The organism is Bacillus sp. CGMCC 1.60114, from assembly GCF_042676365.1.
GTDB classification, from domain to species: Bacteria; Bacillota; Bacilli; order Bacillales; family Bacillaceae_G; genus Bacillus_A; species Bacillus_A rhizoplanae_A.
Genome location: NZ_JBHTHG010000030.1, coordinates 1 through 22,478, shown reverse-complemented (window position 1 = coordinate 22,478; position 22,478 = coordinate 1). Strand labels below are relative to the sequence as shown.

Below are 22,478 nucleotides of genomic sequence, written 5' to 3'. Positions count from 1 at the left end.
TAAAATATAATAATTACGTAGAATACAATAAATTACAAAAAATACTTTTATTTACCAGGATGTTAAAATATAATAATTACGTAGAATACAATAAATTACAAAAATACTTTTATTTACCAGTACGTTAAAATATAATAATTATGTAGAATACAATAAATTACAAAAAATACTTTTATTTACCAGGATGTTAAAATATAATAATTATAGAAAATAATTAAAATAGCTCTATCATTTTAAATCCTTGTTATAGCTTCTACATAAGTTCAATTTAAAAATCCGACATAAGAAACGAGCATGATGGTGCAGCCGCATTCCTAGATGAAAAAACTATTTTTTGCGGGAGGGGCTATATAAATACAATTTATAAGTTCGACAAAATCCAACTTCATGTTGAAAATTCATTTAGTATATAGAACAGCATGTAGAAGTGACTAGTCCCTTCAAGATACCCGCTAGAGTACGATTGTATTTTATAGATGTTTATCTTGTAAACGAGGAACTACCATTTTCATGCAAAATGTTTCCTTGTGTTATATATGTATATGGGACGAGTTTGGATATGTTGGAAAATTAAGATGGATTTATATAAACTAACTTGCCTATAAAGCATTGAACTTGAAAGGGGGTGAAACATATGACAATAGGTTTAAACAAAACTAGACTAAATGCAGTTTTAGGTCTTACAGCACTTGCTACAATCGCTTTTATGACTTTAATGTTCTCAAAATTAGGTGGCTCCTCAGGTTTAGCACAGCTAATCCTTACATACCCTGGACTTCCAAACTGGGCAATCAATTCTATTAAGTTAGCATTGGAAACTGTTGGTTGGATTGCTACAGTTTCTGCTATCTTAGGAACTGTGGGTCTTGGAACTGTTGCTGCAGTCTTCATCAGTCAAGTACGTAAATACGGTGTTAGATATGCAGTTCAATGGTAATTAGAAAATGAAAAAAAGAGCTTATTAAGTTGTTATACCTAATAAGCTCTTTTTTTATTGTTATATAAAAATGCATAGATTATTTTGATGCTTGAAGAATTGGTAAAGGGTGGTTTTATTGAAACTTATTTCAAATCGTGTATTCATCTATTGCTATTATCACTTGCTGGGGTTGAAAAATCGAACTATTAAGAAAAGAAATTTTTTTAATAGCATTCTTCTTTTCCTATTTGTAGATGCTCTTCTACCTATTCTTCTATCAATAGGACTGATCTTTCTTACAGGGGAACAATCTATAAATTATATCTTTATATTTCCCTTACTTACCGCTTTTAATAATGTTGATAAAACCATATATAGGTTATTCTTTGCAGACGATAAAAAGCAATTGCAACTTTTGGGTTTTACTAGATTATCTTATATAATATCTAAAGATTTATACAAATTTTACCATTACATCTTATTGTTATGTATAGCTAATTTAACATTATTTATTTGTTATGTGCTTAAGCTTAAGTTATTACTAGCCCTCATATCACTAATATTTGGTTTTTTAAGTATATGCATAGGATTAATTATTAGATATCTATTATTAATCGTTCTTATTAAAGTGAGTAAGAATAAGATTAAAAGTATGATGTTAGGATTATCACTTTTATCATGGATAGGATATGGGATATTGGGATATTACATATACAATCTTTACGAATATGGACTGAACCACATTATTGTATTCTCTTGGACTTTGTTATATATATTATTAACACTAATAGGCCTAGTGGTACTTTTAAAATACAATAAACAGCAAGGTTCTATCCCGCTGAATGAATACTTTTTTACTGATTATAAAAAAGGACGGATCAGTGTAGAAAAGAGATTAATAACAAACACCCTGTTTGTTTTAGAAAGTAAGTTAATACTCAGAAATCCCCCAATAGAATTGTCTGGACTTCTGGTAATATTGACTCTTCCTGCTCTAATATTTGGCAGTATCTCATATTTGGCCACTCACAATCTTCATATGGATAGTCAATATGGCTTCTTATTATATATTTTTATGATATATATGCCAATGATAGTAGTTATGCTAGCGATACATCCATATGTAAGTTATGACTTAGACAAGAACTTTCTCCAAAAAATGCAACATATAGATAACTTTTTAAAATGGAAGGTTCATTTCAAAATTTTCGTTTCTCTAGGGGCTACTCTATTTTTCAGTACCTTACTTACTATACTATCCTTTATTTTTGTTCCTGCTAATGATATTAAAGAATTGATAACTCTATTAGTTTCTACCGCTTTATTTTATATAAATGTTTCAGTTGCTCTTGTACTTTCAACTATAATCTTTCCGAATTTTCAATGGGAACAAGTATATGAGATACCAACTACATTGTCAAAAGGGGCTTTTATTGCTTTTTACACTCTTCAGTTATGTGTAAATATTATTTATTATTTCTTAGTTTACTTCACTAAGGATTACCTTCTTTACACAATACTTTATATATCTTTTATGGCGGGAACAGGAGTTTCACTATATCGATTCTCTATCTTATTCAGTAAAAAATCTCTAACAAAGAACTTTGTGTCTTTGAAGTTATTTAAGGAGTGATATAAGTATCATGATAAAAATCAGTAGGTTAACAAAGATTTATGAAAGTAATACTAAAGCTCTTGAGGATATAAACCTGTCATTAACGTCTTCTAACATTGTGGGATTCATCGGTAGGAATGGAGCGGGAAAAACTACTCTCTTAGAGATAATAGCAGGACTTCTTTCTCCCACTACAGGTGAAATAGTCTTTCAAGGAGATCTACCTAAGAATCAACTGATTGGATATATGGAGGATAATCCGTCCTTCTATGAACAACTTACTGTATTTGAAATGATTCAATATATAAACTTAGTCAGAAGATTAAATTTATCTACTAAAGAACTGGAAAATGCACTGATTGAGGTGGAATTGCTTGATAAAAAAGATACTTTTATTTCAGGGCTATCCAGAGGAATGAAACAGCGGCTGGGATACATCATAGCTACTTTACATTTACCAAAGATTTTACTGCTTGATGAACCATTTACAGGATTGGATCCACACCACTTAAAGATAATGAAAACAACCATATCTTCCTATGCTAGAGCGGGTAACCTAATACTATTCTCTACTCATATTTTCTCATTTGCCGCTCAATTATGTGATCAATTGGTTTTTATTAATGAAGGACGGATAGGAAGTGTAATTGATTCAGTTCAGAAGGAGAAATGGGATGAAGAACGCATTAACCAGGAATTTGAAAGAATTATCACAAGATAAGAAGGTATTCATAAATATCTTTATCTTATTCTTGATATTTTTTGGACTAGGCGGAATTGTTGGTATACTCGGAGTTAATATTCAAAAAGATACTATAATTCAAAATCCAACTGTAAGTTCTTTTAAATCTATCTTTTTTAATAATATAAGAGTAGCATTAAGTATATTTTTTACAGGATTCTTTACAGTGGGCTTGCTTCCAATCGTAATACTATTCATTAATGGTCTTAATTTTACATCTGCATTTGTATATTTTTCATTGACGGAGGATTTTGCATTTTCTCTGAAGCACGTAATATTTCACTCCCCTTTTGAGCTATTAGGCTTTTATTTTACGTTGGTCCCATCGATATATTCTTACGTTCTGTTCTTTAAAAGCCTTAGAGAAAACAAAAAATTTGAAATACGTAAGGTTATAAAATGTTCGCTCGTGTGTATATTAGCAAGCACCGTATGTTTGTTAGTAGCTGCATTAATTGAATTTGAGGTAATAAAATTTTTAAAGTAAAGGAAGGAATATGAATTACTATGTTAACCTATAAAATATCTAAAAGACCAATCTTAACTTTGTTGCTTATGTCTATGGCTAATGCATTAATATTTTTAGTGATTACTCTTTTAAACATTGGTGAATTAGAAACTCATCTTTCTAGTATATCTGATGATAGTAAGGCTTTAGCTATTGGAAAATGGATAGGAGTAGGAATAGGTGTATTTTCTAAAATAGTAGGACCAATCTTTAACTTAATAATTTTTAGTATAATCATTTGGTTATTACTTTTAATTATCACTATGGAAGCAAGCTTTAAGACAATTTTTTATACAGGTATAAAAGCATATTTATTTTTATTAATAGGAAGTTTAGTTAAAGGAATTACGAATATGTTAATGCAACAAACAAGTGTAAACTACTTTTCCCTAGAATTCCTGAATGTCATTTTCAATAATGAGGTCGTTCTTGCTATCCTTAAAAGCATTGACCTTTTTCTCGTCTTATTTTTAGTTGTATGGGCGTATTACTTATATAAAAATTCTAACATAAAATATAAAAAGTCCATCACTTTAGCATATACTGGTCTTTTTATTGTGTTAGTTTGTTTTAATGGAGTAGCCTCTTATATCGGTACTAATTTATAACGTATAAGCTAGCCAATATTTAAATCTAAGACTAGCTAAGAATGTGTCAAAAATAAAAAATACCGAAACAGGCTATGGTGATTAATGCCTATTTCGGTGTTTTTTATTCCGTCTTGTTAAAGAGAACCAAAACCAAAAACTAAGCTAATAACAACAAGACCTATTAAGCCAACTACCATAATTAGTAATGTCCAATCAAAATTTTTAAACATCCTCTGCCCCCTATACAATGAAGAGTATGTACCATTATATAGTTAACAAATCTATTAACTACTTTTAGTATAGAATCTAATTATTACTCAAAATGAGCATTTTTAGTTGAAAATATTACCAGTCTGATAGAAATGACAGGTACCCTATGCCACTTGTAGCTCTTTTTTGACAAGGTCAAGCGGCATCCCGTTCGTTGCTTCTCGATAAACAAACTCAATGATACTGCCAAGTTTTCGATTTCGAGTTTCGAGGACAGCGACGGAAAACGTACTCTTTCGCAGATCCATCACAAAGACATATGTAAACTGAACAATAAGCCAAAACCGGCGGATTGCCTGTTCACTCCGAACTTGATACCTATGAAAGCCAACCATTCCTTTGACCTGTTTGAAGTAGGTCTCAATACACCAGCGCTGGCTGTAATAGGAAAGAATGGTCTCTGTGGTCAGTTCGGTGTCCGTGCTCAGAAAGCAGCGCATATGCTTGGGCTTCATGGGATCTTTCTTATTCCAGCACAGAAGGACAACGGCATTTTCTATATCATTCAAAGCACCTTCGTACCGGTATACCCGGTACGTTTCACTGCCGACTGTCACGGAGCCGGTATCGTTTGTTTCAATGTAGGCAGCGAATTCCTTTGCCTGCATCCGAACGCCTTGCGGATAGAGCATGCGGTTTGTTTTCAGTGCGCCAATCAGATGAATTCTCTTAGACAAAGTAGCTTCGATCAGCTTTTGAGACGTGTACCAGCTGTCACAAAGCAGATAGACACGCTGAATGAACGAAGGTACGCGTGCAATCATGTCGAGTGCAAGCTGAATTTTACTCGCTGTTTTCTCCTTACAAAACAGCTGAGACTCGTACGGATACGCTCTATCGCCACTTTTCATCATCAACTGTACAACCTGGTGACCCCAAACACTTTTGCCGGCACTGTGCGAAAAATGATACCCACAGGATTCTGTTGGCATCTCCGCCTGTGACGAAGGCTTTGTCTTCTCGCAAATGGTGTCGTCTAACAAGAGAAAGAGGGGTTCGTCTTTCTCCAGCTGACCGTGAATGTACTGCTTGGTCTGTTGAAGAAGATAGTCTTCGTTCCAAGCGCCTTTCTTTAGAAAATGACTCAGCGTGGTACGATGCCTCTTGTGATGGCTAAACGCATGAATTTCTGTCAATTTCCCAGTGAAACCTGTACTCAACATGCCGTCCACAAAGTGAGAAAGATGGTTCAGAAAAGTAAAAAGGAAGCTGGCAGTCTGTAAAACCATTGCAGATTTCGTCTTGATGTGATAGTCTGTTCATGGGACAAATACGCTCCTTTGGATAGATGATTGGGTGAGAGCTTTCATTCTAAACCAAATGTGCGAATTTGTCTTTTTTGTTTTTATAAGATGGAAATTACTTCAAGAAAATTTACTCATTTTGAGTTATTAGATAATAATCTCCATTTGATGAATCTACTTCCAAAATAAATTTTATCACAAAAGGGATATATTGTCAGTGTTTCCGGTGCGAATACTTGGGGAGGATATAAAGAGGCGAAACATTTCCTAGTGGAATCTACCTTATCCTGGAATACCGAATAGTTGATGGATGAGGTTCACTTGATTTTGGACAGACTTCTCCCCTTGAGAGATTTGTCCCTTTTTCATCATGTGCATGACTTTAATCCCAGCAAGAATCCATTTGGCAATCCGAAAGGACTTTAAACTTAACATAGTACGTATGCGTTTCTTGATAAAGCGGTGATCCTGTTCTACAATGTTATTTAGATACCGAATTTGCCTTAACTTCACGCCTATCGGCATACTTTTTTCTTCATGTAATGTTTTGATAGCTACAGGATATGCTGGATTCTTATCGACTGTAATCACTCGAGGTGTTGCAGAATGACAGGAAGCCAAGGCTTTCTTCAAGAAACGCTTGGCTGATTTGGTATTTCTATTCTTGCTCAGATAAAAATCAATGTTATTTCCTTCAGAATCCACGGCACGATACAGGTAGATCCATTTCCCTTTGACTTTTACATATGTCTCATCGACTCTCCAAGAATCATTGGCTTTCTTTAAGTAGCGCCGAACTCGTTTGTCTAACTCAGGACTATATTGATGTACCCAACGCATGATGGTAGTGTGCGCAATGGATAGACCCCGTTCCTCCATCATTTCCACTAAATCACGAAAACTTAGGTTGTACCGTAGGTACCATCTTACTGTTAGTAAAATAATATCAGGCTGATAGTGCTTCCATTTGAACGAATTTTGCTTATTCACACTGAACACCATCCCTTTTTAGAGTAATAGTATCAGTATGTCCAAGATTTAGAGATTACTTGCAAGTGCCTTAAAGTTTTTGCATCAGAACCAGGGGCATGCCTCCTTTAATTACCTTTCTATATAAATTTACTTTGAAGTTTCGATCTCTCAAACCGTGCAGCCCAGGCGTTTTAAAATTTTCTCGGGTGAACCCTTCATCCATTCTATAAAAGATGTAATAGATTGTTGAAATGCTTCTTGATCTTTGTGAAAGCGATTCAAGATAACGGCTTCTTTTAACCAACCCCATATTCGTTCAATCGGATTGCGCTCCGGCGAATAGGGTGGCAGAAAGATGAGAAAGAGACGATGTTGATGTTCTTCTAAAAATGGACGAAGAAGCTTCGCATGATGGATTCGGGCGTTATCGAGCACCATCACGATATACTTGTCTGCATAACGCGCCAACGTTTGTTTCAAAAAATCTAAAAAGGCTTCTGCATCACATGACTCAGATAGCACGCAAAAAAAGTCGCCATTCTCTGCATTCACCGTCCCGAATAACGTGACTTTCGCATGGTGACCATACGTCGGAATGCGACGCTGCATGCCTGTTTCAGACCACGTTGCACGGCGCGCCTGATACGAACGAATGTGGCTTTCTTCTTCATAAAGCAGAATCATGTCTTCTGTAAAGAGTTTTTTTAATCATATCTAACCTTTTACAAAGCGCTGTTGCTTTTCCTTATCCGCTTTGGCAAGAGTATACGTAGGACGTGTATAGCTGAGATGGAGACGATGAAGCATATGGATAATGCCGCCGTGACTCATGGAAATCCCCCATTTTTCCTGAAGTAATTCTTGAATGGTTCGGCTATCCCATGACGTGTACACACCCATTCCTTCTTTTTCTGGTGTACTTTCTATGAATGATTCGCTTTAATTCGACCTGTTGTTCCGTTGAGAGATAAGGATCTTTTCCTGGCGGCACCCTACGCGTAAGCAATTCCGGTAAAACGCCTTCGTTGAATGACTTAATGTAACTGGCAACGGATTGACGATGGATATTTAGGATAGCAGCAACTTCTTTTCCGAGATATCCTTCCATGACAAGGCGAACCGCTGTTATGCGTTGACGAAGCAATCCATCTTCCACCATCCGTTCTTTTTTTCGTAATGCCCGTACCGTCCAACCGTGTGTGTTTGTAATCGTTAATCGCTTCATTGTATACCGCTCCTTTGAAAGAGATGTCTTTAGGGGCAGTATGTACAGTTTTTTCAAGCCTTACACAGATGTCGATTCTTCAATATGAACTTATATAGTACTAAGCTGAGCAGTTACGGAATTTTTGACATAATTATTTACCTAATATATACTATAAAAGAAAATTATATTAGGTAAATATTGCAAGGAAAGGAAGTATTTCGTGAAAAATCATAGAGGGAATACAGATCCTGTAACTAAAACAAGTCCCAAATTTAAAGTAGTTTTATTTGTATTAGCTGTATATATTATAGGGAGATTTATCATGAGTATTATTAAAGGCGCTGAGCTGGGTACTCTGGATTATGTCTCTCTTGCTGGTGGAATTGGCTGTATCGTTTTAATCTTAAGTGATATCTTAAAAAAAAATAAGTAGAGGAAAACCTTATATGATACTTCTCTACTTATCTTCAACATGCGATACTAGAAACGGTTTTGGTGCAAAAATAATTCGCTAGAACCATAGAATAGCAATATTGATGCAAGGCTTTAAGCGCAGGGTTTTGGGCAACCAATGGCAGAACCCCTATGTATAGAAAATTAAATTTAAAGTGAATCTATATATATTACTGAATAGTAACTATAGAGTTGAATTTTAATAATGTTATTGAGGAAAATATATTTGCTCTAAAATAAGGTACTAACTATTTTATGTCAGATGTATTAAACTTAATGGTTCTGGTGCAAATACTTCAGGAGAGGCATAAAGAGGTGAAACGTTTCTTAGTGGCGTAATCACAGGGTTGCTGCTCTAGACCGCAAAGTAGATTTTAATACGTGAAATATAGGTGTATTTGGCAATTAAAAAATATTATAAATGGAAGTATATTTTATGAATGTAAAAGAGTCAAAATACGCAAGTGGTGCATAAAAACTTGCATATTTTAGGCTCTTAAATTTTATTCCTAATTGTGTTAAAGCACCTGTTAGTTCTATAAGCAACCTCGATAAGTTAAAAAAACAAACACTTTCTACCTAAGAAAAGGTTTGTTAGATAAGACTAATTATTTTAATTTAAGTATTATTTTTCCTTTTGCTCTTCCCGCCTCTGCATACTCCAATGCTTTTTGGGCATCTTCGAAAATAAAAACTTTATCAAGTGTAGGCTTAATCACTTCTGACTCTAACATTTCTGTTAAAATTTTCAACTGCTCTCCACTATGCTTCATAAAAAGAAACGTATATTGGACATTATGTTTTTTTTCTAGCTTCGTAAGTTTATAACTTGCAATTGAAAATAAGATTTTTTTAAATGAGCTAAATCCGTTTTCTTTAGCAAAGCGACCATTCGGGATTCCAGATATAGAAACAATCTTTCCTCCTTTTTTTAATGTTACAAATGATCTCTCTAACGTCGCCCCCCCAATGGTATCAAGAACTGCGTCGTAGTCACGAATCGAATGTTCGAACTTTTCTGTCTTGTAATTAACAACTTCGTCAGCGCCAAGAGATTTTACTAAATCACTACCATCACTAGCTGTAGTTGCGACAAAAGCACCCATATGTTTTGCAAGTTGGATAGCAAATGTTCCTACTCCTCCTGATCCTGCATGTATTAATATTTTATGTCCTTTTTCAATTCGCAGAATATCATGTAAAGCTTGGTAGGATGTCAATCCGACTAGAGGGATGGAGGCGGCTTCTTCAAAACTTAAATTTTTAGGTTTTAATGCAATATCTTCTTGGTTAACAGAGAGATATTCAGTAAAAGTTCCCATTTTATTTGCTCTAGGTCGACCATATACCTCATCACCGACTTTAAACTTCGTGACACTAGTACCTACTTCAACAATTTTTCCAGAAAAATCGTTTCCTAAAATTAACGGCATCTTGTATTTCAATAATAATTTTAATTCACCTTTTCGAATTTTTGTATCAAGAGGATTTATACTTGCCGCATATATCTCAACTAAGACCTCGTCATTATTTATTTTGGGCATAGGGAAGTCTAAAAAATTTGGTTTTTTACCGTAGTTTTCAATTGCTAAAGCTTTCATTACAATCCTCCACATTTTTATTTAACGCACATGTATCTTTTCATAACGAACCTAAGAAAAAAGATTATGAATATCCCTAGATGGGATATTCATATTAAATAAATTATTTTAAGAAAGGATAATCTGTATAACCTTCTTTTCCTCCTGCATAGAGCGTGTTTTTATCAGGTTCGTTTAGGGGAGCACCTGATTGAATCCGTTCTACAAAGTCTGGATTAGCTAGTACCCAAGTGCCTACTGTGACAACATCTGCAAGATTATTATCTACATCAGACGAAAGTTGATCTAGAGGACGACCTGGACGGTTAACAAGAAGTGATTGATCCCAAAGTTGACGCACATCTTTTAGGAATTGCTCGTTTCCAAAGTGCATTAAATGCAGATATGCAAGGTTAAGCTTATTTAATTCACTTATTAAATAGCGATACATCTCAAGGCTATTTTCCCCCTCATCAATGCCTTGCAGTGTTCCTTGAGGAGAAAAACGGATGCCTGTTCTTTCTGCTCCTATTTCATCAACAACTGCTTTAGCTACTTCAATAGCGAATCGAGAACGACCCTCAATCGTACCACCGTATGCATCTTGACGATGATTGGAGTTTTCACTAAGGAATTGTTGGATCAGATAACCATTCGCTCCGTGAATTTCAACTCCGTCTGCACCAGCTTCAATTGCTGAACGTGCTGCTAAACGAAACTCATTGATAACATCTTTTATCTCAAGCTCACTCAATTCTCTTGGTGTTGGAATTTCTTTCATTCCTTCTGCCGTGAAAATTTCTACACCAGGTGCAATAGCTGACGGTGCAACTGCTTGGCGGTGGTGAGGTGTGTTATCAGGGTGTGATACACGTCCCACATGCATAAGCTGAACAAAAATATGACCGCCTTCACTATGAACTTTAGAAGTTACTTTTTTCCACCCTTTAATATGATTTTCTGTATAAATACCAGGTGTATTAGTGTAACCTTGCCCATCATCTGAAGGTTGGGTTCCTTCGCTTATAATTAAACCGACTGAAGCACGCTGACCATAGTACTCTGCTACTAAATCGCTCGGCGTTCCATCTGGTAAAGCTCTACTTCTAGTCATCGGAGCCATACCTATACGATTTTTTAAGTCAATGTTTCCGATACGAACTTTTTCAAATAATCTGCTCATATGAATACTCCTTTTTAATAAGAATTAGAATCAAGAAATGAATTTACGTGTTCTGCAAATAGTTCTGGAAATTGAAACAGATGCCCGTGACCAGAATCAGGATATATAATCAGCTGTGCTTTGGGTAATTTCTCTGTTAAGATATAACTGTTTTTAGTCGGTACCATCACATCATTAACACCATTAGTAACAAGTACAGGGTGTTTGATGTTTTGTAACCATTCATAATCATGATTAGCTTTTTGTTTAGCCCATTTTGCAATGGCTTGTAATTGTGCCTCTTTTACTTGTTCTGAACTGTTTACTTTTTTCTGATTAAAAATTCTTTGTAGTGAAGCCATTCCTGCAGATTTACTTGTTTCGGTTTGTTCGTAGAAAAAGAACATAAAATCATTTATTCCATCTTCTTCCGTTCCGCCGTGACGATTCATTCTTTCAAAAATCTCTGGATTTGGATTAATACCAGATTCAGGCGAAGTACCTGCCATAATAATTTTTCTTACTAAATCTCCTTCTTGTAAAGCTAGCTCTTGTGCAACCATGCCACCAATGGAAAAACCAAGAATGTCAACTTGTTCTAATCCAAGAGCTTTTATAAATGTTGCTGTATCTTTTGCCATATCAGCAATTGTAGTAGGCGTTAGTCCATCGGTCTCACCAACCCCTTTATTGTCAAATAAGATTACTGGGCGTGTATTTGCAATAGGTTCAAGCATGTTTGGATCCCAGTTTTCCATCGTTCCTCTAAAGTGAACAAGAAATACTACTGGTATACCATCTTGTGTACCAAATTTTCTATATGCGTAACGAGTTCCATCTGCTTCAATAAATTCTGATTCTGTTGGTATTTTAAAGTTTGTCATTTTTGTGTTCCTCCTTAGAAATTAAAAAACGATTTTATAAGTATGCATAGTATGCATTATGATGGTTTGTTTCATATTAATTTTAGAATGAACGTTCTAAAAAAGGTAAAAAAAGAAAGCTAGTCCAACACTGAAAGTGCTAGAGTGATGATGCCTTCTAATTCTTTTTTATTATAATTAGTTTTTATTAGTACTCTTATACCTACCAAATTGTTGTGTAAGAAACGAGATGTGTTATCAGAATCGATTTCTTTTGATAGCTCTCCACTAGTTTGGCCCCGTTTTATAAGGTTATTAAACATATCTTCAGTACGGTTAAACATTTTTGTAACTATGCGTCCAATTTCTTTGTCCAACAAAGATAATTCAATGGCTGCATTTACTGATAGACAACCTTTTGGGTATTGTTCAATGGAATTCAGTGTGAAAATAAAAACATCACGTATCGCCTGTTTAATGGATGAAGTGCTGCTAATTATGCTTTCCATCTCATTGACGATGAGCTCTTCATAGTGATTAAGGGAAGCTAAAAACAATGAACGCTTGTCACCAAATGTGTCATATATACTCCTGCGGTGTATCCCCATATGATCCACCAAATCTTGCATGGATGTTTTTTCATAACCCTGTTCCCAGAAAAGCTCCATTGCTTTTCTTAATACTGCTTTTTCGTCAAACTCTTTACTTCTAGCCATTTTATTTCTCCTTAAAAAAATCCATGAACCAATACTAACAAAAACAAACGTCATAATCCATTATAGAATGAACGTTCTAAAATAAACATATGAATTTCAAACCATGATTAAATAATACCCTTTTTAGAACGATTAGTAAAGAATTATAACTAACCAATAATTCCTAACACATTTGCTACATATCACAATGTTATCCATTAACTTTCACTTAGGGGTACCGCCAAACATTTATTCTATTCGTTTAGTTTCTTCAGGATTGTTTTCTTCCACTGTTTCAATTAATGGATCAAACTCTTCTACAGATGCACTCATACCAAATAAACAAGAAACAGCAATTAGAAAAAACCATCTGAGCCCTTACTCAACCAAACTGCCCCTTTCGTTGCATAAGAACCTGAAAGAAGAAGAGAAAAATTAAGACAAGAAGAATTAAAAGGAAATCCTTCTAGCAGCGTTCACGGTGGAGGTCTTGCTGATTTAGTTGGTAGCTTAGGTTGGAAAGGTACGGGAATTCTTATTCTTGTAATCATAATCGGCTTTATTTTTGTATCACTCTTCTGTTTCTTTATCTTCCCCCATTTGAACACCCCCTAATTAAGCAACCAGTCCTTTTAAATTTTACCACAAACAACCATTATCCTTGTTGAACTATCCTGCCAGTTTGTTCAATAAGAATATCCTTGAAAAACCGTATAAATATTAGTGATTATACGATTTTCCTTTAAGAAATAATTCATAGCTATTAATAAACATACTACCGAAACATACATTAATTAAATGCCAGAAACAATATAGGCCGAATAGGGCTTTTTTTATTGTTTATTTTTACCTAAACTAACGTATAGGTAAGAATAATACAAATATAGGGAGAGACAGACATGAAGAGGAGTTGGACAGAAGACGAGCTGTTTGAACATTTTACCTTAGTTGACGTCGAGCGTAAATTAATCGGTAACAAAACTGGTGCGAGTCGTCTTGGTTTTACCGTATTATTAAAGTATTTTCAACAAGATGCTAGATTCCCGACTAAAAGAAGCGACATACCAAGGACCGTTGTTGAGTATATTGCAAATCAACTCAAGCTATCTCCTGATCGATTTGACGAATATCGTTGGGGATCTGAAGAAAGAAATTACACCTATCATAGAAAACAAATTCGAGACTTCTTTGGTTTTCAGGAACTTACCGGTAAGGATAATGAACGTTTGGAACAATGGTTAGAAGAACAGGTTGCGGGCACACATGATACAGACTATTTAACAAACCAAGCATATAGTCTTTTTCGTAAGTGGAAGGTTGAACCACCTTCTACAGGAAGCTTAAAGCGAATGATTGATTCTGCCATTGATACGTTTGAAAAGCGTTTTTATCAGGAAACCTCTCAGCAATTACCTCCTCAGACATGCACTCGATTAGATGCTTTATTAGAATCCTCGGATAAGGGGAAATACGACGAAGAAGAAGGCAACATTTTAGCTTTTCGACATCTACTTTCTTCTCCCCGTAAACCAAGTGTCAAAACAATGGATATGGAAGTTAAGAAATTATTGGCTATTCGACATCTTCAAATTCCGGATGGTTTATTTCATCATTTGACTCCAAAATTAATAAAGAAATATCAGCTTCGTGCAGCTACTGAGACAGTAACAGAATTGCGTACACACCCAGCGCTAATTCGTTACACCTTACTTGCTATCTTATTTTGGCAACGTCAAGCTGAGATTATCGATTATTTAGCCGATCTGTTAGATGAAATTATTCTGAAAGTCGGAAATAAAGCAAAGAATTCAACCCGTAATGAAGCTGTGGCAGAGTTAGAAAAAGTACAAGGAAAAAATAAACATATTCTTAACTTATTAAAAGCAACGGTTGACCATCCAGATGGTATCATTCAAGATACTTTATATCCTATTGTAACCCCCTCCACCATTCGGGACATCATTAAAGACATGACGGCAAATAACCGGGAGTACAAAGAAAAAATTTATATAAAGATGCACTCTTCCTACCGGGGGCACTATAGGAGATCTCTCTGTGACATCTTAAAAAACCTTACGTTTAAATCCAATAATTCATCTCACCAACCCATTATTGAAGCTCTTCAACTTATTCAGGAATACAGTGATAGCAGCCTACGCTTTTTTTCGATTGGGGACGAAGTTCCAATTGAAGGAGTCATTCAACCTAAGTGGAAGGATATTATTATTGAAACAGATAGTAAAGGGATAGAAAGGGTTAACAGAATCAATTATGAGATTGCTGTTTTACAATCCCTTCGCACGGGACTTCGATGTAAAGAAATTTGGATTGAGGGCGCTGAACGATATCGAAACCCCGATGAAGATCTACCTCAAGATTTCGAAGAGCATAAAGATGAATATTTCCAAGCGCTAAAAGCTCCACTTGATGTAGAACCTTTTATCTCGGGCATCACACAATTAATGAAAGATAAGCTCCATTTACTGAATCAAGGGTTCGATGATAAAAGCAACGATAAGGTTAGTATTACCAGTAGGAATAATAAGGGATGGATTCGTGTAACCCCACTAGAAAAGCAACCTGAACCTCCACATTTATCTATGATTAAACAGGAGATTAGGAACCGTTGGTCCAATATCAATCTATTAGATTTAATAAAAGAAACCGATTTTCTTACTGGATTTACCAAGCACTTTAAAACTACAGCGGATCGGTCTATTTTGGATCAAGAAACCATTCAACGACGACTTCTTCTATGCTTATTCGGATTGGGAACCAATACAGGTTTAAAAGCTGTTTCTGCTGGAAACAATCTAGATAGTTATCGTGAACTCCAATATATTCGTCATAAATTTATTCATAAAGATTATTTACGAAAAGCCAATGCTGAGGTTGCCAATCATATCATTTCCTATCGCATGAGAGAGGTATGGGGAGAAGCTACTACTGCCTGTGCTTCCGATTCGAAGCATTATAGATCCTGGGATCAAAACCTTCTTACCGAATGGCATCCTCGTTATAAAAGACATGGGGTGATGATTTATTGGCATACAGATCGGAAATCTGCATGTATCTACTCTCAGTTGAAAACCTGCCTCTCCTCTGAGGTTGCAGCTATGATGGAGGGTGTTCTTCGACATTGTACAAACATGGAAATAGACCGAAATTATGTAGACACACATGGACAAAGCGTCGTTGCTTTTGCTTTTTGTCATATACTTGGTTTTAAATTGATGCCCCGTTTCAAAAATATCGGGTCCCAAAAATTGTACCGTCCTGAATCTAGAACGAATGAGGAGTATCCTCACTTACAGCCCGTTTTAAGTCGGCCCATTAATTGGGAGCTCATTCGTCAACAGTATGAGCAAATTATTAAGTTTGCAACAGCTTTACGATTAGGAACAGCATCAGCGGAAGCTATTTTAAAGCGATTTACAAGGGATACAAAACATCCAACTTATCTAGCTTTGTGTGAATTGGGAAAAGCAATCAAAACCATTTTCTTATGTGATTATTTACATTTTGAAGAAGTGCGTAGAGAAATTCATGAAGGATTAAATACTGTTGAGCAATGGAACTCCGTAAACAGCTATATTTTTTATGGAAAAAACAGTGAAATTCGTTTCAATTCTCTAGATGATCAAGAGGTGTCTACATTATCACTTCAATTACTTCAAAACTGCCTAGTCTACATCAATACTTTAATGGTTCAAGAGACTCTTTATCATAACAACCAGTATTGGCTAAAGAGAATGACTCCTGAAGATTTTAGAGGATTAACGCCCTTATTCTATAACCATGTAAATCCTTATGGAACATTTAAATTAAATATGAATAAAAGAATTCCAATCAATCTAAAAGTCTCATAAGTAAGTAGCGTTACCAAAAACCATATTTTTTGTAACAGCCTACTCCGATGGAGTAAGCACCTATTTTTATTAACTTTATAGTTTACCAAAAGTTATTACCAAAAATATTACCAAATACCTTTACAAAAAACAGGCCTTTTGTACAATAAAATCATACTATTGCACAGGAGGCTTTTATGATTATCGGATATGCCCGCGTTTCCACTACTGATCAGAACTTAGACAGACAACTTAGCATGCTGAAGGAATACGGCTGCGAAAAGATAATTGAGGAGAAATTCACTGGTACGGTGAAAGATCGTCAAGGTTTACAGACTTTAATGAATGTAATTCGGGCAAATGATATTGTTGTGGTCGAGAGTATTTCACGTTTAGGTCGTAAAACGATTGACATTCTAAACATCATTCAAGAGTTTGAAGATATAGGAGTACAATTTGTTTCTTTGAAGGAGAATATGGACACACGAACGTCAACAGGAAAGGCTATGTTTCAAATGATGTGCGTTATTGCCGAATTGGAACGGAATCTCATCGCTGAACGGGTAAAAGAGGGATTGGAAGCGAGCAAGAAGCGTGGGAAAAAGCTTGGAAGACCGAAGGTTGACAAAGATAAAATAGCTTTGGCCTTACGAATGTACGACAGCAAAGAATACTCTGTAAAAGAAATTATAGATGGCACTGGTATTTCACAAGGATCTTTATACAGAGCTATTCAGAAACGGACCCTAGAAACAACATAAGGAGCATATCTGCTTTGCTCCTATGTTCCTCTATCATCTCTACACTTATCTGCTACTTTGCGGTCTAGAGCAGCAACCCTGTGATTAGGCCTATTAGAAGCAACAGGTACACCGTATCACTTGCAGGTCAATGAGTTAGAAAAAATTATGATAGTAATCAAAATGATGTAAAGAAAAGAGGAGATCAATGATGAAAATCAATACGCCGGAGTGGTTATCTTTGAGTAAGGAAATTAAGGTTAAACTCATTCGTTTAGCTATTTTAGAATCTAGATTTAAGTATCAAAAATAAAAACCCTCTGTTGCAAAAAGCAAACAAAGGGCATTTGAATGAGTATCGTACTGTGAAGGGAATCTAGCACATTCCCTTCACTAACCAGTATAGCATAAAAGGAAAACAACAAAGGAGATATTCATGAAAGAGATTGAAAAGTACATGACGCCAAGTGAAGCATCATTCTATTGGGGAATTCCTCGTGAAACGCTGAAGCACAAAATCAGCCCTTCAGGTATGACTGAAAAGAAAGTAGTAGAGTTACAACGGATGTTAGATGAAGGCTTAATCAAATTCTTTTTACATCCAAAAGGAAAGCGGAAGGAATGGATTATCAGTCGTCAAGCAATGTATGAATGGTTTGGTGAACCTAAAAAATAAAGAGAACTCAGGGAGGAAACAAACATATGTCTTTAAATCGTATAATTTTAGTTGGTCGTCTTACCAAAGATCCGGATTTACGTTACACGCCAAATGGCGTTGCAGTGGCAACGTTTACGCTAGCTGTGAACAGACCGTTCACGAACCAGGGGCAAAGAGAAGCTGACTTCATTTCAGTGGTTATTTGGCGTAAACAGGCTGAGAATGTAGCAAATTATCTAAAGAAAGGTAGTTTAGCTGGTGTAGATGGTCGTCTTCAAACACGTAATTATGATGGGCAAGATGGGAAGCGCGTATATGTCACTGAAGTAGTCGCAGAGAACGTACAGTTTTTAGAACCACGTAATGGCGGTGGAGAACGTAATTCATTTAATCAACAGCCAGTAGGAGCTAGTTTTGGTAATCAAGGTTCGAACTCATTTAATCAATCCAGTAATTCTGGTGGCTCTGGGTTTAAAAAGAATGATGATCCATTCTCAAATCCAGGTCAACCAATTGATATATCAGATGACGACTTACCATTCTGACTATGACATAGTGTGTAATTCTTGAATCTGAAAAGAAGGGAGATATATAAATGGACAACGCACATCATTCCTTACAGCAAAGGTTTAAAGAATTTCTTGTTATGTTCGTTAGTTTTTGGTTCATTATGTTTCTCATGTATGGTGAAAGCCTGTTACAATAAAATGGAGTCGAAATACCCTTAGGTAGCTTTCATAGGTGTAAGATCTATGGGGGCTTTTTTAACAAAGAAGATTAAAATTTCACGCACCGAAATGTTTAATAAAAAACAAAGTACCACTCAATAGTCTACATTTAATTTTCATGCCTTAATCTGCTAAATGGATAATGTATTGTTTGGTTTGGATACTACTTCATGTAAAATGGACATTTTTTATATCTTGAATAGATTTTTTGCTAAATATGTAACTAGAGCAGTATTTTAAGTTAAATGTGATACGATAGTTATATATACATTCAGATGGCAAAAGGGGATGAAGTTTGGTGAAAAACCATATAAAAGTAAATGGAAAGCTCCTTCAAACAAATAAAAAGTGGTCACATCTCCAGCAAAAACAAAAAGAACATATTTCTAATTGGTTACATAGGGAATATACACAGTTTGTAAGAACACATCATAGAAAACCTAGAAAGTACGAACATGATGAAATTCTTCATGAAGTGATGAATCAAATACAGGAACGTGAGATTTGGATTCCGTATGATGAAGTGAAAAAATACTATGTAAGCAAAATAGGATGTTTTTGTCCATCCCCCGAAAAGGGGTATTAATACAAAATATTCCATATTAGTTGTGGACAAATTTAGGTTTCAGCCTTAGTTGTTCGTTTTTGTTACGCAGATAGGTTTTAATTGGTATTTTCTGTCTTATTCTCCTTTTTCGGGGGATGGGCAAAGAAACCCAATAAGTATAAATCTCATGAAAAAATTCTTCATTGTCCTTTCATGAACTTAAAAATTAAACAATCTAATTCTCGACTTAATGTAAGTACCTTTTTATGGTTGATACCATATTCGATAACGAATTGAATTAATTCGTTCCTTTTATCTTCTATCACACTATGTAGCTTTGTTAATTCCATCTATAATCTCCTTTATACCTATTGAATTAATCGGAAAAATTTTCAAATAAAAAATTTTCAAAGGTAATAAACCTAAAAGTTTGAATAAATTTTGGGCACAGCCCCCTGCCCATCAAGCTAATATTTAGAAGTCCCCCATGAAACGTATAAATTACTGTACTTACTCAACTATTCCATCTCGCTTTCTTATCAAAAAACTATTTTGAAAAAAATAATTAGGACCTGAGGTACGTTACAGGTCCTAACAGAGAAATATGGAAGCCCTAAGGTATATCTTTATATTACCAAAAATGGAAATAATATACCACATGTTAATTGTTAGAAAAAATTCGAAGGTATTAATAAATGCTTCATTTAGTTACAGAGGAAAAATTGAATATAGAATGGATAGCGTTATGGGCCGTTGTATCTAGTCGTTCCTAGTACTTGGCATTTTAATAGGCTGGATTATTGGGGGCTGAGACCAAACAAAAATTTCATTTTTTATGAAAAAGTCAAAACTCCCTAACTTCGACTAGCTAGGGAGATGGTATAACAGCCATATGAAGGATTATTTGTAAGATATCAAATTTTCGAAAAAATGTATCTATGTAAATATTGGTAAAAAAAAGCAGCTAGCAAAAGCTAACTGCTCATCCAAAAGGAGAAATAGGCTGTGGTCTAGCCTATTTATAATATGTGTAGATAGTGAAATATTATGCGAAGGGATGAAGAATGAAAAGATTTGAACTAAAGATAATTGATAACAAGTTAGTTATTTTGCACCAGAACCGGTCACCATATCATTCTGGGAAAATTGTACGCTAAGGATTACAAAACCTTATCATTACAGCCTTTTTGCACCAGAACCCGAGAAATTAGGCTGAACTGATATATTTCTATATTGTAGGGATGTTAATCTGATAAAATATCTTATGATATGAATTAAAAAAAAGTGGCTTGATTATCTTATTAGGGGTCACCATATCATTTTGGGAAAATTGTACGCTAAGGACTACAAACCCTTATCATTACAGTATTTTTTAAAGGTTAGTGCATGTTCAGAAAGATAAAATCCTAAGGTTAATTGAACATTGATTTATTGACACACTTTATGAACACGATTATAGATAGAAAACGTTGATATTATTGAGATTTATCCTCTGTCCATAAACATAAGATTTTCTGAACAAATATCTCTTAGCGTACAGCAAAAGGGGTTAATTGTGACAAAAATGTGTCTAAACGTACAGAATTCCCGGAATGATATGGTGAGGCCATTTAAGAGATTCACAAAAATACCTTCCTATTGAATGATAAAATGCGAATAAAAACTTCAAATAGAACATGGTACAAAAATACCCCCTATAATTTAGGGGGCATTTTTGTATTATATCCGGTCTTTACTTATTATTGGGTGTATATGTTTTGAAACATATATTCTATGAGTAACGAAAAACCCTTATAAATAAGGGTTTTTCTTATTCCCCCTTTTCGAGGGGATGGGCAAAAACATCCTAAAACGAATGTCCGCTAATACTTGTTGCGTAAAAAAGTTCCATTGCTACACAAACCCCATACATTAAAGTTAAAAATGTGTCTAAAGGTGTACCTTTTGGGACAAAAAAGAATCCTTGTAATATAAGGATTCTTTACAGAAATAGTTATAATTATATATGGTACAACTTGTTATAAACAAATATACATATTTAAGAGCTCATAGTATAACTGAATTTCTTTTCTTTTTAAGAATATCTATTCCTTTTCTAGCCAAGAAATGGGAACTTCTTTTTCGCCAGCTACTTCAAACTGAATTTCTCCATTTACTTCAAAGACCCGTTCGATAATGGGTATTGTAATCATTTTATTTTCCTTCTTTTTTCTTTTTCGTACTAGTTCTAAGTCGATAATATTCATGATGAAATCCCCTCTGTATTTGTAAGACAGCAAAAAAAGCACCCACCTGAGTACTTCTTTAACTTGAATCACCATTTTACTTTTTGAGCTGTTACTCTATGTGCATTTTACCATATTTATCTATAACATTTATTGATAACTTTATTTTATTCCAAATAAAGTTTATTTACGATGAAAAACCTGGCTTTGTCTACTATGGGTTAACCCTAATCATTCATTAGTTAGTTACTAAAAACACTTCGTTTCGATTGTGCGATTAGGATGTGTGATAATAGGTTCAAAAATAATAAAGAAAACGTCAATTTGATTATGCTTGGAAATAAAAGTAAGCTTATGACTCAAAATTACATGTATCTCGGCTGTACCCAATAAGGGCATTTCGTCGGAACTATTCCAAGAGAAAGGCTATAACGGATTTACAACTCAATTTACCACCAACAATCAGAATCAACCTGTTACGCTAGGTATTCTTACACACTTAAACAGTTCTGATGCAGAAGCACAGGATTTCGCCAAAAAAGTCGAGCAGGAGATAAAGAGGTTTCTTAGTGAAGAGAAACAGAAAAACTTGGTGAAATCCGATTCTTATACAATTGTAATCTACAATCAAGATAACCAAGTACTGTATTAGAATACACCCATTACTACAATTGTGTGCGAATTCAGGAAAAATTAAACTACCTATCCCCTAAGGAATATAAGGAACAGGTAGTTTAGGTGTTTTGATGCATGTCCCATTTTCAGGGTTCACTTCACTAAATGGCAGAGCTTTTTGTATATCCTAATAGGCCTCACCATATCATTTCGGGAATTCTGTACGTTTAGACACATTCTTGTCACAATTAACCCATTTTGCTGTACGCTAAGATATATTTGTTCAGAAAATCCTTA

Annotated in this window: 22 protein-coding genes and 3 pseudogenes; 14 read left to right on the top strand and 11 right to left on the bottom strand. The window is 34.9% G+C overall.

Going from position 1 to position 22,478, the window contains the following annotated elements; translation table 11 throughout:
- Positions 1-634 precede the first annotated feature (634 nt).
- The 5 genes from ACFQZ1_RS09635 (at position 635) to ACFQZ1_RS09615 (ending at position 4,392) form a co-directional block, all read left to right on the top strand.
- On the top strand, positions 635-937 hold the full coding sequence (locus ACFQZ1_RS09635; protein WP_377881879.1) for a hypothetical protein: 303 nt from the start codon (positions 635-637) through the stop codon (positions 935-937).
- A gap of 118 nt (positions 938-1,055) precedes the next feature.
- Positions 1,056-2,552, top strand: a complete 1,497-nt coding sequence (locus tag ACFQZ1_RS09630) for a hypothetical protein (protein WP_377881877.1) — start codon at positions 1,056-1,058, stop codon at positions 2,550-2,552.
- Between the two features lie 10 nt (positions 2,553-2,562).
- On the top strand, positions 2,563-3,255 hold the full coding sequence (locus ACFQZ1_RS09625) for an ABC transporter ATP-binding protein (protein ID WP_377881876.1): 693 nt from the start codon (positions 2,563-2,565) through the stop codon (positions 3,253-3,255).
- Complete coding sequence (locus ACFQZ1_RS09620; protein WP_377881875.1) at positions 3,209-3,763, top strand: stage II sporulation protein M; 555 nt, start codon at positions 3,209-3,211, stop codon at positions 3,761-3,763. Before ACFQZ1_RS09625 ends, ACFQZ1_RS09620 begins: the two co-directional genes overlap by 47 nt.
- A gap of 20 nt (positions 3,764-3,783) precedes the next feature.
- Positions 3,784-4,392, top strand: a complete 609-nt coding sequence (locus tag ACFQZ1_RS09615; protein WP_377881874.1) for a hypothetical protein — start codon at positions 3,784-3,786, stop codon at positions 4,390-4,392.
- 356 nt (positions 4,393-4,748) lie between these two features.
- Here ACFQZ1_RS09615 and ACFQZ1_RS09610 read toward each other — a convergent pair.
- From ACFQZ1_RS09610 to ACFQZ1_RS09590, 5 genes and pseudogenes are all read right to left on the bottom strand, one after another.
- Positions 4,749-5,907: pseudogene (locus ACFQZ1_RS09610) on the bottom strand (IS701 family transposase).
- 263 nt (positions 5,908-6,170) lie between these two features.
- Entirely contained in the window at positions 6,171-6,878 is a 708-nt protein-coding gene (locus tag ACFQZ1_RS09605; RefSeq protein WP_377881873.1) for an IS6 family transposase, read from the bottom strand.
- Between the two features lie 150 nt (positions 6,879-7,028).
- Positions 7,029-7,544: an IS630 family transposase gene (locus ACFQZ1_RS09600; protein WP_377881872.1), complete on the bottom strand. Its 516-nt coding sequence runs from the start codon at positions 7,542-7,544 to the stop codon at positions 7,029-7,031.
- Positions 7,545-7,574: 30 nt separating this feature from the next.
- Positions 7,575-7,754: a helix-turn-helix domain-containing protein gene (locus ACFQZ1_RS09595; protein WP_377881871.1), complete on the bottom strand. Its 180-nt coding sequence runs from the start codon at positions 7,752-7,754 to the stop codon at positions 7,575-7,577.
- Positions 7,735-8,085 carry a helix-turn-helix domain-containing protein gene (locus ACFQZ1_RS09590; RefSeq protein WP_377881870.1) on the bottom strand — a complete coding sequence of 117 codons (351 nt, stop codon included), beginning with the start codon at positions 8,083-8,085 and terminating at the stop codon, positions 7,735-7,737. Before ACFQZ1_RS09590 ends, ACFQZ1_RS09595 begins: the two co-directional genes overlap by 20 nt.
- Positions 8,086-8,287: 202 nt before the next feature.
- On the opposite strand from ACFQZ1_RS09590, the gene ACFQZ1_RS09585 reads away from it, so the two are divergent.
- On the top strand, positions 8,288-8,500 hold the full coding sequence (locus ACFQZ1_RS09585) for a hypothetical protein (protein WP_377881869.1): 213 nt from the start codon (positions 8,288-8,290) through the stop codon (positions 8,498-8,500).
- 628 nt (positions 8,501-9,128) lie between these two features.
- On the opposite strand, the gene ACFQZ1_RS09580 is transcribed toward ACFQZ1_RS09585, so the two are convergent.
- The 4 genes from ACFQZ1_RS09580 to ACFQZ1_RS09565 all read right to left on the bottom strand — a co-directional run bounded on the left by ACFQZ1_RS09580 (position 9,129) and on the right by ACFQZ1_RS09565 (position 12,841).
- Positions 9,129-10,121 (bottom strand): NADP-dependent oxidoreductase, encoded by a 993-nt coding sequence (locus ACFQZ1_RS09580; protein WP_377881868.1) that lies wholly within the window; start codon positions 10,119-10,121, stop codon positions 9,129-9,131.
- Positions 10,122-10,224: 103 nt separating this feature from the next.
- Positions 10,225-11,283: an alkene reductase gene (locus ACFQZ1_RS09575; protein ID WP_028401896.1), complete on the bottom strand. Its 1,059-nt coding sequence runs from the start codon at positions 11,281-11,283 to the stop codon at positions 10,225-10,227.
- A 14-nt stretch (positions 11,284-11,297) separates the two neighbouring features.
- Positions 11,298-12,146: an alpha/beta fold hydrolase gene (locus ACFQZ1_RS09570; RefSeq protein WP_377881867.1), complete on the bottom strand. Its 849-nt coding sequence runs from the start codon at positions 12,144-12,146 to the stop codon at positions 11,298-11,300.
- A gap of 119 nt (positions 12,147-12,265) precedes the next feature.
- Complete coding sequence (locus tag ACFQZ1_RS09565) at positions 12,266-12,841, bottom strand: TetR/AcrR family transcriptional regulator (protein WP_028401894.1); 576 nt, start codon at positions 12,839-12,841, stop codon at positions 12,266-12,268.
- Between the two features lie 393 nt (positions 12,842-13,234).
- Here ACFQZ1_RS09565 and ACFQZ1_RS09560 point away from each other — a divergent pair.
- From ACFQZ1_RS09560 to ACFQZ1_RS09535, 6 genes and pseudogenes are all read left to right on the top strand, one after another.
- Positions 13,235-13,435, top strand: a pseudogene (locus ACFQZ1_RS09560) (DUF6366 family protein); the annotation flags it as partial.
- Between the two features lie 284 nt (positions 13,436-13,719).
- Complete coding sequence (locus ACFQZ1_RS09555; protein WP_377881866.1) at positions 13,720-16,689, top strand: Tn3 family transposase; 2,970 nt, start codon at positions 13,720-13,722, stop codon at positions 16,687-16,689.
- 176 nt (positions 16,690-16,865) lie between these two features.
- Positions 16,866-17,429, top strand: a complete 564-nt coding sequence (locus tag ACFQZ1_RS09550) for a recombinase family protein (RefSeq protein ID WP_377881865.1) — start codon at positions 16,866-16,868, stop codon at positions 17,427-17,429.
- A 415-nt stretch (positions 17,430-17,844) separates the two neighbouring features.
- Positions 17,845-18,084 (top strand): hypothetical protein, encoded by a 240-nt coding sequence (locus ACFQZ1_RS09545; RefSeq protein ID WP_002205092.1) that lies wholly within the window; start codon positions 17,845-17,847, stop codon positions 18,082-18,084.
- A 26-nt stretch (positions 18,085-18,110) separates the two neighbouring features.
- Positions 18,111-18,611, top strand: coding sequence for a single-stranded DNA-binding protein (ssb, locus tag ACFQZ1_RS09540; protein WP_377881864.1), 501 nt, complete (start codon positions 18,111-18,113; stop codon positions 18,609-18,611).
- Between the two features lie 481 nt (positions 18,612-19,092).
- Complete coding sequence (locus tag ACFQZ1_RS09535) at positions 19,093-19,380, top strand: transposase (RefSeq protein WP_377881863.1); 288 nt, start codon at positions 19,093-19,095, stop codon at positions 19,378-19,380.
- Positions 19,381-19,541: 161 nt separating this feature from the next.
- Here ACFQZ1_RS09535 and ACFQZ1_RS09530 read toward each other — a convergent pair whose 3' ends face one another.
- Complete coding sequence (locus ACFQZ1_RS09530) at positions 19,542-19,691, bottom strand: aspartyl-phosphate phosphatase Spo0E family protein (RefSeq protein WP_377881862.1); 150 nt, start codon at positions 19,689-19,691, stop codon at positions 19,542-19,544.
- A gap of 1,734 nt (positions 19,692-21,425) precedes the next feature.
- A complete protein-coding gene (locus tag ACFQZ1_RS09525; protein ID WP_377881861.1) occupies positions 21,426-21,587 on the bottom strand; it encodes a hypothetical protein in 162 nt (53 codons plus the stop codon).
- 343 nt (positions 21,588-21,930) lie between these two features.
- On the opposite strand from ACFQZ1_RS09525, the gene ACFQZ1_RS09520 reads away from it, so the two are divergent.
- The gene (locus ACFQZ1_RS09520; RefSeq protein ID WP_377881881.1) at positions 21,931-22,218 is read left to right on the top strand and encodes a DUF4030 domain-containing protein; all 288 of its coding nucleotides are present in this window, start codon (positions 21,931-21,933) and stop codon (positions 22,216-22,218) included.
- Positions 22,212-22,304: pseudogene (locus tag ACFQZ1_RS09515) on the top strand (IS3 family transposase); the annotation flags it as partial. The gene ACFQZ1_RS09520 and the pseudogene ACFQZ1_RS09515, both read left to right, overlap by 7 nt.
- Between the last annotated feature and the right edge of the window lie 174 nt (positions 22,305-22,478).